Genomic DNA, 12,724 nt, shown 5'->3' on the forward strand with positions numbered 1-12,724 from the left:
AAGCAATGCCTAGTAAACTATTATGGATTATAATGTAGCGGTCCGCCTGGTCCAAGTGGCAGTCCGAATAACATCCAAATAACTAACATAATCGTCCAACCTATTAAGAAGAAGATTGAATATGGAACCATTGTAGAAATTAACGTCCCAATTCCCATTTTCTTATCATATTTCTGTGCAAATGCAATAATAATTGCGAAATAAGTCATCAATGGTGAAATGATGTTTGTGGAAGAGTCCGCAATTCGATATGCCATCTGTGTCAACTCTGGTGAATAACCAAGTTGCATCATAATCGGAACGAACACTGGTGCCATCATTGCCCACTTCGCAGAAGCACTTCCAATAAACAGGTTAATAAATGCTGTAATAATGATAAATAATAAAAGTAACGGAATACCAGTTAGATTAACACTCCCTAGAAAATCTGCACCGTATACCCCTAGGACAAGTCCCATATTAGTTTCATTAAAGAATGCCACAAATTGTCCAGCTGTAAATGCTAAGACGATAAACGTTCCCATAGATGCCATGGTATCTGACATTTGGCTGGCAACATCTTTATCACTACGAATGGATTTAGTGACGATTCCATAAGCAAGTCCTGGAATAAAGAATAAAATTGCAATAATTGGTACTAAAGAACTCATAAATGGCGACTGAACAATTTGTGCCATGGTATCCCCTTCTGTACCTCGCATCGGTGCATTGGTAGGGACGATTAATAAAGCAGTTAATACGACACCAACAACAACTGAAATACCAGCCCAGATAAGTCCTTTTTTCTCTATTGATTGAAGTCCCTCTAGTTCTTCTTTTTGATCACCATTATATTTACCTAATCGAGGTTCCACAATTCGTTCTGTTACCCAAGTACCGATAATGGTTAATACAAATACTGAAACTGCGATAAATAACCAGTTCATTGCTATATTCATAGTTTCTGCATAAGCTGGGTCTATAATGGCAGCTGCCGCTATAGTCATTTCCCCTAACATCGCATCTGTTCCAGATAGTAGAAGGTTCGCACTAAATCCACCAGAGACCCCTGCAAATGCTGCTGCTAAACCTGCTAATGGGTGTCTGCCAAGAGCTGCGAAAATAAGTGCTCCAAGCGGTGGCAATACAACATATCCTGCATCAGACGCCACACTGGACATAATACCAGCAAAAACTAACCCTAACGTAATAAATCTGTTCGGAACCGATAAAACAAATCCTCTCAGAAGTGCACTAATAAGTCCAGTACGTTCAGCTACTCCAATTCCCAGCATTGTTAATAATACAACACCAAGGGGAGCAAACCCTATAAAGTTACTAGTCATATTTGTGAGTATATACTGTATACCCTCAGCACTTAAAAGGTTTTTTATTTCTACTGTTGTTCCTTCCTCACCTGGATGTTCCACACTAATTCCTAGTGGTTGTAAAGCTGCTGAAAGTAAGATTACTAACAGTGCCAAAATTGCGAATAATGTCGCTGGATGTGGCAACTTATTACCAACAAGCTCAATCCTATCTAAAGAGCTTTGAAATAGGCCCTTTTTTCGTTTAACCATAAATAACTCCTCCTGAATACTTGTTCATAGTGTTATTAATTGCGATTTTTTTCTGAAAATTAAATTAATAGCGTTTAAATTGTGATTTAAAGACACAAATATCATGGTAACAATTTTTTACACTCATTTCAAGATTATTTTTTACCAATTATGCTTTCTTTTAAATTAATCTGTTATTTTGTGCTTTTTGGAGAACATTGTGTGTGGGGTTGGTGCTTGTTAATTTAGTTGGGAGACTTGTTGTGACCGTGGAGGGTAAGCTTGTTACCTTTGCGGGGAACCTTGTGACCGCGGGTGGTGGGCTTGTTACCTTTTTGGGAAACCTTGTGACCGCAGGGGCTGAGCTTGTTACCATTGTCTTAGAATTTATCACCTTAGTGGAGAATATGAAATATAACAATCTTACTTATCCCCAATGAACTTAATAAGAAAAACAGGAAAGATGACGTACAATAGTTTGTGTAAAATTAAGACAAGAACAACTTAAAGGTACCAGTAATGTCACCTTACTATAGAATAGAATCCTCTTTCCTCCTATACTAAAGGTTTAGCCATTCGGATGAAGCTAGCCCTTTTTTTTATGCATCCTTTCTTATCCCCTAAGGCCGAACTAACTATTATCATAAAAGTTCCCCAAATGCCCGCACAATGTCCCAGGAAGAAACCAAACCAAATAAGTGTCAGACTCTTTTTATGCATAATTGTACGAATCTACCGAGCCATTAGCCATCTCAAATTTTAGTACTTCTTAATATGATGTAGTGAGAACCTCAAGAAGGGAGATAAAACACAATGTCAACCAGAGATAAAAGTAAAAATCACAATTGTGAAAAGAAGGTTGTACTGCGAGAAACTTTCGGTGAAATATCTAGACCATGTGACGGAAACACATACACTTTAATTGAAGCAACTGCAACACCAATGGAAAACGTGAATGCAGAGATAGGAAACTTTGGAGATTGCTCTGTTACGTTTCACTTCCTGCAAGAGAAGGGCGGAACGATTAATAAAACTGTCCCGGCTAACGCAGGAATTCGAGTGGTTCAAATCCCGGGCCGTATCCTTTTAGTCTCAGTTACATGCAATTGTCCATGTGAAACAGGCACTGAATGTGACGCTGGCGCATTTGTAACTTTTTCACAGTGTGTTTGCTGCTTACCTGATGGCCATGATGAATACCCAGCTTGACCCGAATATTACATTCTACAGAAGGCAGATGATTAAGTTGTCAAGTATAGATAAATATGAAAAGAGCAAAAAAAGAAAATGTAAAAGTGGTGAATGTAGATCTGTTGTTCGATTTGGATTTGCTTCGTTTGTAGGTGATTGCGAAGAAAATAACATTACTTTGTTTGAAGCCAATATAAGACCGCTGGAAAATCTAATAACAATTTTAGAGAACGATCTTGGAGATTGCCCTGTTACGCTTCACTTCCTGCAACAGGATGGCGGAATGATTGATAAAACCGTTCAACCCGGAGACATTATGACATTTTCAATTCCGGGACGGATCATACTCGTAACTGCTACATGTGAATGCCCATGCGATTCGGGCGAGGCTACATGTGAATTTGAAGCTAACTTCTCCTATACGGAGTGCATCTGTTGTAGCAATTCCTACAATCATTAAGCAAATAGAATGACAAAACGATACCTGACTGGAATAAGAGGTGATTTGAATTGGAAAAATCCGATCTAGGGTTTCTAAAGAGACAGGTCCGAAGCATAAAAATGAGCCGCAGAAAAAAAGAAAAAGTAAATGAGAAAATCGACGAGATAATGAATGCGGTTGAACAATCGTCGATGGATAACGGTAAAATAATGGAAGATTTTCAACAAATTTTAACAATAATTAAATCCGAGAAAAACGTACCCAGAAATACAACAGCGAAGTCTAGCCAACACAAGTGGGCGCTTTCCAGAATAAAACGATTATACCGTCAACAGAAATCTAATATGAGTTAAATGGAGCTTCCATGAAAGAACGGATTAATTTCCATGCTTTGTTGTATACTGCAGATGCATGGGTTATCGTGTATTATACCAGATTTGATGCTTAGGCATCTTTTTTATTGAAAAGAAGGGTAAACCGATGCCGATTAACTTGTTATGACGCATAAAAAAACAGAAAAAATTGCTGATTTCACTAGCACAGAAAAAAGACCGATCGTATTTGTCGGTCTTTTGACTTACTTCTGGGAAATAAGAAATAGAAAAGAACATTACTCCACACTCATTTCGGCATACCCACATTTCATTATTAATAGAAGCTGAAGTAGGTAATAAAGACATACCGGATACTAATACTACAATGAATAGATATGCTCATATGACCGCCAATATGGAAGAAAAGGTCTCCCAACAGTTTAGTAAACTGATGTAAGACCTTCTCTTATAATTAGCTATTCTTGCATGGTTTGGCTTGTTTTTTGAAAAAATGTGGACTGGTATGCAGATGGCGTCAACTCGTATTCTTTGATAATTTCACTTCTAGGCTTACCCGATAAGTGTAGCTTAACAATTTGTTCCTTAAATTCATTGGTGAATGTTCTTCTTTCCCTTTTGGCCATAATTAATTCTCTCCCGACTATTTATGAACTATGTTTATATGGCCTTAAAGAATCTGTCCAACTAAGTGTAACCTATCCAAATTACTTTTACATCTGCATCACTATGTAAATCATAAAACCAGAAAGGGACATATATTCCTGTTATTCCTTTAATTCGATCAGCAGTCATAAAGCCCTTTGGAGTCAATCTACCGTTCTTGCACCATTTCTTAAATGCTTGCATTGCTTCTTCTTTACTAATTTGGAATGGTATTACCATATCTGGCGCAAGATTGCCTGACACACGATCTGCTAAAACTACCCCCGCCCCACAAAAGCTACAGTTTGTCGCAGAAGTATCTGCATCAGTAATTACAGCAGCTCCACAGTTATTACATACATATTCCTTCGCTTCCTCATCTGAGAATCTTTTTATAATAAATTCATTCGAAAAATCCTCTATCGAAAGCCATATCATCACCACAGTTAGGACATTTATAATGTATTACCATTTCTTTTATCCCCCCTAATTAATCTAGTTCAATTCCCCTTTTAATTTTGCCAATTCACACTCTAAGTCCTCGCTTTTATTATATGGTGAAACATATCCATCCATATCTACATCTAACCCTTTTCTTAACTGTTCAAGTGCTTCCGCCTCAAGCAATGCTCTATTTGCCTTCTCCTCCAATTGTTCAAATCTAGATAAACGAACGTTTGATTGAGATATTCCTACATTGTTAACTTGTTGTTTGCTCTTAGCCGCTCTCCATTTGCCAACAATTACATCACGTTGAATGGAAAGGTCAGATAAATCTTGGAAGAGCTTTTCTTGAGCTAGTTTCAATTGTTCTGTCTGAATCGAAGCCAACTCTATTTTTTTTCATATTCTTGTTTTTGGGGTTTTAAACTAAGCTTTTTCTCTAAAAATTGCCGTGCTTGAACTTCATCCCCGTTCTCCAATGCCCTAGTAGCATAACGCTCCATTTTATCTATTTCTGATAGACAATCATTAAGGCTTCGCTTCGCCCTATTCATTAAGACAATCGCTGCCTCAGTCTCGCCCTTTACTTCTCTTAAATCCCTTTCCATTTCTCTAATATATTGATTCATTTCTTCTTCTGGGTCTTTTGCATTTTCTACTTTCGCATTAATATTGCTTGCTAATATTGTACGAACTCGAGTTAATATACTCATTAAAACCCCTCCATCACTCATAATATAACAGTAGCATATATACGTAATTTGGAAATAGAAGGTTTCAAGAAATCATATTAAAAAAAGAGGTAAATGGATTCTCTCCATTACCTCTTAATCAAAACGGATTATAAAATCGACTACCATCATAAAACGTAATAAGTAGTGAAACAACTAAAATGAATAAGCCAGAGATCAAAACAATATAATCTGCTTTTCGAAATGGCTTTTCCTTATACCATGTTCGTTTTTTCTTTTTCCCAAACCTTCTTAACTCCATCGCATTACTAATAACTTCAATTCGATCAAGAGTTGAAAAAATTAGTGGCAGAATAATGGATGATATATTCTTAATCCTTTTCCATAACTTTTGATTCTTGGATATATCTATTCCTCTTGCTTGTTGTGCCTTGGCAATGGTTTTAAAATCACGTTGAATATCTGGGATATATCGAAGTGCTAATGAAACGGAATAAGCAATTTTATAATTAACGCCAATCTTATTAAGGGATGCAGCAAATTCACTTGGGTGGGTCGTCACAACAAACAACAGTGCAGCTGGTATTACGACAAAATATTTTAATGTGATATTAAACTGATAAAATAATTGCTCCCATGTAATATTGTATCTTCCCGCTAGCTCAAATAATACATGGCTAGAACCATATATCTTTACGCCTTCTTGTGGAGAAAAGATATAAATGGCAATATTATTCAATAACAGAAAAGCTAATATAAAAACTAATATAAACCCGATTTCACGTATTCGAATCTTTGACATAACGAAGATCACAATACTTATAACCAGTAACGCCAGTAAGACCCTTGTATCATATGTTAGCATCGCAGCTGTTGAATATAGTATAAATATGATTAACTTAGTAGCTCCTGATAAAGAGTGAACAGGCGATTTACGTTCAATATAGCTTAGTAATTCTTGCGCCATGTTAATCTTGCCTCCTTATCATATTCGATAAACCTTGTAACAAACTCAATCGGCTGATCCATTCCAGCCTTCTGAGCCAACTCAAAAAGTGACGTTACTTTTAAATTGGTCATCTCTACTATAGAGATATTCGTCAAAATATGGGCAGCTGAATGATCTGCAATAACTCGTCCATCATCAATCGCAATAGCTCGTGGTGTATATTCCAACATTAAGTGCATATCATGCGTAATCATGAGAATGGTCACGCCTTGGCTATTTAATTGAGTTAGAAATTCCATAATCTCGGTATAATGCCGGAGGTCTTGACCGGCTGTTGGCTCGTCCAGAATAAGCACCTCTGGTTGAAGCACTAAAATAGAAGCAATGGTAACCCGCTTCTTTTGTCCAAAACTTAGTGCAGAAATTGGCCAATTGCGAAAAGCGTATAACCCACAGACCTTCAGTGTCTCCTCAACCCGTTTCTTAATTTCTTCCTCTGGTACGCCTCGCATCACCAAACCAAGTGCCACTTCATCATAAATCATATGCTTAGAAACCATATGATTTGGATTTTGCATGACGATACCAATTCTATTGGAACGCTCGAATATCGTATCTTCTGTAATATCCTCACCTTTATAAAAAATACTACCCGATTTGATTTTTTCAAAGCCACCTATTATCTTAGACAATGTGGATTTTCCCGCACCGTTTCTTCCAACAATACTAACCATTTCACCTTGGTGAATGGTTAAGGTAACATTTTGAAGTGTTTTTATACCTTTATGATACTCAAAATTTATATCTCGCAGTTCGAGAATAGGAGAATTCTTTTTCTCCTGTTTTACTGAATCAGTTGACTCGTACCATTCAGAAAGCTTATCCCTACATTGTTCTATTGCCAATGACTCAATACTTTCAGGATGCATATCTGGTGTTACGTTGCAACCTGCATATTTTAATGCCTTCACATAAAGAGGTTCCCGAAGATGACATGATTCTAAAATATCTGAAGCTAGTAATTCATTTGGGCTCATATCACTAACAATACGCCCTTCATCTACTACTATTATTCTATCAACATCCTGGGACAACACATCCTCTAATCGATGTTCAATAATCACAACAGTTGTTTTTGTTTCTTTTTGGATTTGGTCAATCAGGGCCATCGCATGTTTACCAGTAGCTGGGTCTAAATTAGCAAGTGGTTCATCGAACAGCAGTATATCTACTTCCTCTACAATTACTCCAGCTAAAGAAACTCGTTGCTTTTGCCCACCTGAAAGTTCATGTATAGAGGATTGAATCTTATTCTCTAAATCTACTAACTTTGATACATCTGTTACTTGTCTTACCATTTCTTCCTGTGGTATAGCTTCATTCTCTAGTGCAAATGCAATATCCTCTGCAACGGATAATCCAATAAATTGTCCATCCGGGTCTTGAAGAACAGTACCTACCATTTTCGATATAGTGAATATATCAAGCGTACTTGTATCATGTCCTTTAATAGTTAGACTTCCTTCTACTTCACCTCTATATGAGAATGGAACTAGCCCATTTAAACAATGGGCTAGTGTACTTTTTCCAGATCCTGATGGGCCAACAATGACTATTTTTTCACCTTCATAGATTGATAGATTGATTTTCTCTAAGGTATGTTCTACTTGACTTTCATATTTAAATGAAAAGTTTTTAAACTGAATGATCGGTTCTTTCATGATTGACTCCTTCAGGTCTCTTATTTATTCTTTTGTTAAACTATTACTCTTTGTACGAGTTTTAGCATAAGCAACTAATAAGATTGTACCAATTATACCAACTGTAATGATATTAGAAATACCTGCAAATAGACCTTGAACAAATACTTTGTTTGCAGGTTCTGCATAAATTAATATATCTAATAACGGAGCAAGAACAAACCAGCCAATTGCTTGGACAACCGCCTGAACCAAATTAAAGGAAATAATTTGCTTTGTTCCAAACTCACCATTTTCCACATTAATTCGCTTACCTAAAAGACCAACAAAGAGACCAACAAATAACGAAACAAATACCCAGCTCCACCATACTGAGCCATAAGATAATGCATCATTTAACGTATGGCCAATAAATCCGATAAGAGCACCAGCAATTGGACCAAACACAACTGCCATTAAAGCTAAAAATGCATAGGCTGTTTGGACCGTCGTATTCGGTATTCCTGTGGGTATTGCTACAAACTTAGCTAAAATTAGAAATACAGCTGCCCCAATTCCAATTGCTACGATAGTTCTAATAGAAAGATTTTTCATTTTCGTATTCCCCTTTTTCATTTTTTATATTTTATTATTATTCATAGCCATTATTAATTATAAATGATTCCTTGTGCTTTACGGATACTAATTTTCCAGTTTGCACCAGTTTCAATATGATAAGCTTTTGCAAAGGATCCCTGGTTAATAGCTACGCCAATTTTATCTAATGAATTAACAAACAAGATAGGCTCCCCTAACCTGCTATCGGCAAATGAGCGACCAAACTTAATAATGTTCTTATAAATGTGGCGGCGATTATTTTCGATGGTAACCTCTAATGCATCCCCGAAATTAATTCCAATTTCTTTGAAAATATCACGATTAATATTTGTCCAGAGATTTCCAAAACGAACATCTAGAATATCAATATTTCCTGTCACCACTTCTTCTGTGTATGTAGCTGTTGTTAGTGGTAACTCAATGAGTTTCTCCACATCATATGATGGTCCTACTTGCTCATAAGAAATTACGCCAGATGCTAGTCTTGCCCCTGTATAAGCATAAACATCACGACCGTGGAATGTGTAGGACTCTCCTGAATTCGGTAGACGATTTATTTTCTCATCAATAATTCTCGCTTCCACTATTCCTACACTTTCTTTAATATGGGTCACACTCCCATTATCAGGAGTAACAATATATTGGTTGTTCGCCGTTTTGACTACTACGCTTAGACGGTCTGTTCCAACCCCAGGATCAACGACAGAAACAAAGACTGTACCCTCTGGCCAATAATTGACAGTTTGGAAGAGACGATACGATCCTTCCCAAATATTATGCTGTGGTATTTCATGTGTTAAATTATAAACACCTAATTCAGGTGCGACTGATAGAGCTACTCCATACATCGCACTAACAGCACCATCACTAAGCCCAAAATCTGTTTGTAATACTAAATGTTGTTTACTCATCTTTACTTCCCTCCATTTTTTAGCAAATAAAAAAACCACGCCTTTACCGAATAAACGGTAAGGACGTGGTTTGATATACGTGGTTCCACCTTACTTCACTGCATGCTCTCACATACAGCCTCATCAAGTACTCAGGTTTATATAACCTTCTATACTGTGGTGTTGATAACGAGCACCAAATCTCGTCGTAACCTACTAATATCAATCGAATAAGTTCAGCACGAAACTCCAAGGCCATTGTTCAGATTCGTATTTTTGCTTCTTTTCAGCTACCGAAGCTCTCTGTGAAAAATAATCTAAATCCTACTTTTCCTTATCATCGTCTTTACAAATAAAAATCATTAAATTTAAATATTGAATTTATTATAATGAATAGTTTAGAGATTTGCAAGAGTTTTTTAAAATTAGTTTCTTTTCAACTAATAATTCACCTAAGCCCGCTCATATATCTGAATCAAATGTGGGTCAATTAATGTATTAGGTCTAAATTCCACAAGCTCCCCATTACTCTTCTCAATCTTTTCATCTTATCTTTACCAAATACACCTAATGCTGGAATTAATTCAGTAGTAAGGAATTTTAGTCTCTACATCAATTTCTAGGTCTGCCAAATTAATCTCTTCACGACTAGCCATCACAAAGCCCCAATTTCCAAAGCTAGGTACATCGACATGCAAGTTTTTAACGGATAATCCAGTCGATGCAACAGTCTCCGAGATCGTCCAGTAAACTTCTCTTGCAAAACCGGACTTGTCGCTTGGATCATCGCTGCTCCACCAGGCTTTAAATGATTCCGAACTAAAGAATAGAATTCCTTTGTATGCAATTTGTTCAAGCTTTCATTATTTGGATCAGGTAAATCAACAAAAATAACATCAAACCACTGATCAGTATCTTCTAAGAAAGTAAAAGCATCCATATTCCTAACTTGAACTTTTTCATCCATTAAGGCTCCTTCGTTATACTCCAAGAGAAGTGGACTGGAATTTGCTAATTCTATTACAGCTGGATGTGGATTAACAGTTTCAGCTAAGAGTGCACTTAACTCCGTCAAGCCAAATTGGGTTGTGGCAAAAATCTCAGCATTACTAGAATCCCCTTCGACAGTTGTAATTTTAGGAAAGTTGGCTTCGATAATATCGTCGATTTCATAGTTTTGTGAATGTTGGATTGTCGTGATGATTTCTTCTTTGGAGATTCATTTGGAATATCTTCGGCTGTTAATTGATTCAAAACACCGATCAATGTGCAATACAAATCATCAAAATATTTTCAAAAAACTATTGCAATAATTCAGCAAACGTTATATTATGGTCTATAAATTAAAAATTAACTTTTAAAAGCATCGAAAAGGACATGAGTTACTTTTTTCGGTTTACAGAGAGGGAAGGATTTGCTGGAAACTTCCTAGCTTGGAACTGTAACTTACCACCTTGGAGCTGATTGGGTAATATAGTAACCATCTCCGTATTGCTGCGTTAAAGCACTGGAGCCATAAGTACTTCTTATGGGAAATTAGGTGGAACCACGGGTAACATACTCGTCCTTATTATAAGGATGCGTATGTTTTTTATTTTTTATATGAAAATCGGCAATGAAAAGGATATGAATTATTTTACCAGTTTACCAGAGAGGGAAGGTACTGCTGAGAACTTCCTAAACAAAGGAAAATAATTTACCACCTTAGAGCCGTATTGGGGAATTTAAAGTATCCAATACCGTACTGCTGCGTTAAAGCACTAAAGCCATAAGGTATTACTTATGGGAAGTTGGGTGGAACCACGGGTAACATACTCGTCCCTTTTTAGGGATGGGTATGTTTTTTTATATAAAAATAAGTAAAAGAAAGTGAGGGATTATGGTCAATAGTGCATTATTTTTCTTTATTTGGAGTAATCATTATAAATATAATTGGAGGTTATTCAAATGAAAAATGTCTGGAACGAGTGGAATCAAATAAGTCTTGTTAAACGAATACTAATGGGTTTAATTCTAGGGATTATTTTAGCTTTAGTAGTTCCTAATGGAGCAAGTTGGATCACCATTTTTGGTGACTTATTCGTCGGTGCATTAAAAGCTATAGCACCGGTATTAGTCTTTATCCTTGTTATTCATGCTATTTCTAACCATAAAAAAGGCAATAAAACAAATATGAAATCTATCCTTCTATTATATGCGGTTGGTACATTACTTGCTGGTTTAGTAGGTGTTTTAGCCAGTTATCTCTTCCCAGTTTCATTAACGCTAACTTCTGGAGCAGAAGATCTAACTCCACCAAGTGGGATTATGGAAGTATTAGAAAATATACTCTTTAATATTGTGGATAATCCTGTAAATGCACTTATGAATGCAAACTATATTGGTATTTTAACTTGGGCTATTCTCTTTGGATTGGCATTAAGGAATGCAGCTGATTCTACTAAAAAAATGTTAGAAAACTTCTCTGATGCAATCTCTGTATTAGTAAAATGGGTTATTAACTTCGCTCCAATCGGTATTATGGGTCTAGTATTTAATGCGATTGTTACTAGTGGATTATCATCACTACTCGGTTATGGAAAACTACTACTAGTATTACTAGGATCTATGTTCTTTGTAGCTCTTGTCGTTAATCCTGCTATTGTATACTTCAATATTCGTAGAAATCCATATCCACTTGTTTTCACTTGTTTGAAGGAAAGTGGTCTGACAGCATTCTTTACTAGGAGTTCAGCAGCTAATATCCCAGTAAATATGCGGTTATGTGAGAAATTGAATTTGGATAAAAATACGTATTCCATCTCCATTCCATTAGGTGGTAACATCAATATGGGTGGTGCTGCAGTTACCATTTCCGTCTTAACTCTAGCTGCAGTCCACACACTGAACATAGAGGTGGACATTTTTACAGCATTAATCCTTATCGTTCTTTCAGCTGTATCTGCTGCCGGTGCTTCTGGTGTTGCTGGTGGTTCTCTATTACTGATACCACTAGCTTGTAGCTTATTCGGAATATCAAATGATGTTGCAATGCAAGTAGTTGCAATTGGCTTCATCATCGGTGTCTTACAGGATTCTTGTGAAACAGCACTTAATTCATCAACAGATGTACTATTCACAGCAACAGCAGAGTACGCTAAAAGCGAAAAGTAGATGATGAATATATTATAGTGTCAGGTGAACAATAGAATTAAAGAGAACCCTAGAGTTAGTAAATTAATAGAAATTAGCTGACCCAAAGGACTACCACTTAGAGCCTTTTGGGTCAGTCTTTTCATAAATTCTAACGGACTTAAAAATATGC

At 36.5% G+C, this 12,724-nt stretch carries 12 protein-coding genes, 4 pseudogenes and 3 other annotated features; of the genes and pseudogenes, 6 read left to right on the forward strand and 10 right to left on the reverse strand.

Translation table 11 applies throughout. The features are described from left to right. Positions 1-20: 20 nt before the first annotated feature. On the reverse strand, positions 21-1,559 hold the full coding sequence (locus BN999_RS12105; protein WP_096271710.1) for an AbgT family transporter: 1,539 nt from the start codon (positions 1,557-1,559) through the stop codon (positions 21-23). 203 nt (positions 1,560-1,762) lie between these two features. On the opposite strand from BN999_RS12105, the gene BN999_RS12110 reads away from it, so the two are divergent. The 5 genes and pseudogenes from BN999_RS12110 to BN999_RS21175 all read left to right on the forward strand — a co-directional run. Then, entirely contained in the window at positions 1,763-1,978 is a 216-nt protein-coding gene (locus BN999_RS12110) for a hypothetical protein (RefSeq protein ID WP_096271711.1), read from the forward strand. A 373-nt stretch (positions 1,979-2,351) separates the two neighbouring features. Next, a complete protein-coding gene (locus BN999_RS12115; RefSeq protein WP_096271713.1) occupies positions 2,352-2,747 on the forward strand; it encodes a hypothetical protein in 396 nt (131 codons plus the stop codon). Further along, positions 2,728-3,189 carry a hypothetical protein gene (locus tag BN999_RS12120; protein WP_217988477.1) on the forward strand — a complete coding sequence of 154 codons (462 nt, stop codon included), beginning with the start codon at positions 2,728-2,730 and terminating at the stop codon, positions 3,187-3,189. Before BN999_RS12115 ends, BN999_RS12120 begins: the two co-directional genes overlap by 20 nt. A 101-nt stretch (positions 3,190-3,290) precedes the next feature. Then, a complete protein-coding gene (locus BN999_RS12125; RefSeq protein WP_176481961.1) occupies positions 3,291-3,524 on the forward strand; it encodes a hypothetical protein in 234 nt (77 codons plus the stop codon). 244 nt (positions 3,525-3,768) lie between these two features. Then, positions 3,769-3,942, forward strand: a pseudogene (locus BN999_RS21175) (site-specific integrase); the annotation flags it as partial. A gap of 64 nt (positions 3,943-4,006) precedes the next feature. On the opposite strand, the pseudogene BN999_RS12135 reads toward BN999_RS21175, so the two are convergent. From BN999_RS12135 to BN999_RS12175, 9 genes and pseudogenes are all read right to left on the reverse strand, one after another. Beyond that, positions 4,007-4,129: pseudogene (locus tag BN999_RS12135) on the reverse strand (IS3-like element IS655 family transposase); the annotation flags it as partial. A gap of 85 nt (positions 4,130-4,214) precedes the next feature. Further along, a pseudogene (locus BN999_RS12140) lies at positions 4,215-4,620 on the reverse strand (TFIIB-type zinc ribbon-containing protein); the annotation flags it as partial. A gap of 23 nt (positions 4,621-4,643) precedes the next feature. Then, positions 4,644-4,955, reverse strand: coding sequence for a PspA/IM30 family protein (locus BN999_RS12145; RefSeq protein ID WP_141249061.1), 312 nt, complete (start codon positions 4,953-4,955; stop codon positions 4,644-4,646). Positions 4,956-4,981: 26 nt separating this feature from the next. Beyond that, on the reverse strand, positions 4,982-5,305 hold the full coding sequence (locus BN999_RS12150; RefSeq protein WP_176481962.1) for a PspA/IM30 family protein: 324 nt from the start codon (positions 5,303-5,305) through the stop codon (positions 4,982-4,984). 118 nt (positions 5,306-5,423) lie between these two features. Then, complete coding sequence (locus tag BN999_RS12155; protein ID WP_096271723.1) at positions 5,424-6,251, reverse strand: energy-coupling factor transporter transmembrane component T family protein; 828 nt, start codon at positions 6,249-6,251, stop codon at positions 5,424-5,426. Next, complete coding sequence (locus tag BN999_RS12160; RefSeq protein ID WP_096271725.1) at positions 6,233-7,954, reverse strand: ABC transporter ATP-binding protein; 1,722 nt, start codon at positions 7,952-7,954, stop codon at positions 6,233-6,235. The genes BN999_RS12155 and BN999_RS12160 overlap by 19 nt, the downstream gene beginning before the upstream one ends. A gap of 24 nt (positions 7,955-7,978) precedes the next feature. After that, positions 7,979-8,527 carry an ECF-type riboflavin transporter substrate-binding protein gene (locus BN999_RS12165; RefSeq protein WP_096271727.1) on the reverse strand — a complete coding sequence of 183 codons (549 nt, stop codon included), beginning with the start codon at positions 8,525-8,527 and terminating at the stop codon, positions 7,979-7,981. A 53-nt stretch (positions 8,528-8,580) separates the two neighbouring features. Beyond that, the gene (locus BN999_RS12170) at positions 8,581-9,441 is read right to left on the reverse strand and encodes an SAM hydrolase/SAM-dependent halogenase family protein (protein WP_096271728.1); all 861 of its coding nucleotides are present in this window, start codon (positions 9,439-9,441) and stop codon (positions 8,581-8,583) included. 56 nt (positions 9,442-9,497) lie between these two features. Further along, positions 9,498-9,770, reverse strand: a binding site (T-box leader). A gap of 102 nt (positions 9,771-9,872) precedes the next feature. Next, positions 9,873-10,462, reverse strand: a pseudogene (locus BN999_RS12175) (polyamine aminopropyltransferase); the annotation flags it as partial. A gap of 315 nt (positions 10,463-10,777) precedes the next feature. Then, positions 10,778-10,992: a binding site (T-box leader), on the forward strand. 34 nt (positions 10,993-11,026) lie between these two features. Beyond that, positions 11,027-11,246: a binding site (T-box leader), on the forward strand. Positions 11,247-11,367: 121 nt separating this feature from the next. On the opposite strand from BN999_RS12175, the gene sstT reads away from it, so the two are divergent. Then, positions 11,368-12,573: a serine/threonine transporter SstT gene (sstT, locus tag BN999_RS12180; RefSeq protein ID WP_096271730.1), complete on the forward strand. Its 1,206-nt coding sequence runs from the start codon at positions 11,368-11,370 to the stop codon at positions 12,571-12,573. Positions 12,574-12,724: the final 151 nt, after the last annotated feature.

It is taken from the genome of Paucisalibacillus globulus (assembly GCF_900184735.1).
In the GTDB taxonomy this organism is placed as follows: domain Bacteria; phylum Bacillota; class Bacilli; order Bacillales; family Amphibacillaceae; genus Ornithinibacillus; species Ornithinibacillus globulus_B.

What these genes read in the sequence shown, in the direction of transcription:
- BN999_RS12165 (WP_096271727.1), bottom strand. Translation starts at nt 8,527, where the DNA reads ATGAAAAATCTTTCTATTAGAACTATCGTAGCAATTGGAATTGGGGCA.
- BN999_RS12105 (WP_096271710.1), bottom strand. Translation starts at nt 1,559, where the DNA reads ATGGTTAAACGAAAAAAGGGCCTATTTCAAAGCTCTTTAGATAGGATT.
- BN999_RS12150 (WP_176481962.1), bottom strand. Translation starts at nt 5,305, where the DNA reads ATGAGTATATTAACTCGAGTTCGTACAATATTAGCAAGCAATATTAAT.
- BN999_RS12125 (WP_176481961.1), top strand. Translation starts at nt 3,291, where the DNA reads ATGAGCCGCAGAAAAAAAGAAAAAGTAAATGAGAAAATCGACGAGATA.
- BN999_RS12170 (WP_096271728.1), bottom strand. Translation starts at nt 9,441, where the DNA reads ATGAGTAAACAACATTTAGTATTACAAACAGATTTTGGGCTTAGTGAT.
- BN999_RS12120 (WP_217988477.1), top strand. Translation starts at nt 2,728, where the DNA reads ATGATGAATACCCAGCTTGACCCGAATATTACATTCTACAGAAGGCAG.
- BN999_RS12160 (WP_096271725.1), bottom strand. Translation starts at nt 7,954, where the DNA reads ATGAAAGAACCGATCATTCAGTTTAAAAACTTTTCATTTAAATATGAA.
- sstT (WP_096271730.1), top strand. Translation starts at nt 11,368, where the DNA reads ATGAAAAATGTCTGGAACGAGTGGAATCAAATAAGTCTTGTTAAACGA.
- BN999_RS12115 (WP_096271713.1), top strand. Translation starts at nt 2,352, where the DNA reads ATGTCAACCAGAGATAAAAGTAAAAATCACAATTGTGAAAAGAAGGTT.
- BN999_RS12155 (WP_096271723.1), bottom strand. Translation starts at nt 6,251, where the DNA reads ATGGCGCAAGAATTACTAAGCTATATTGAACGTAAATCGCCTGTTCAC.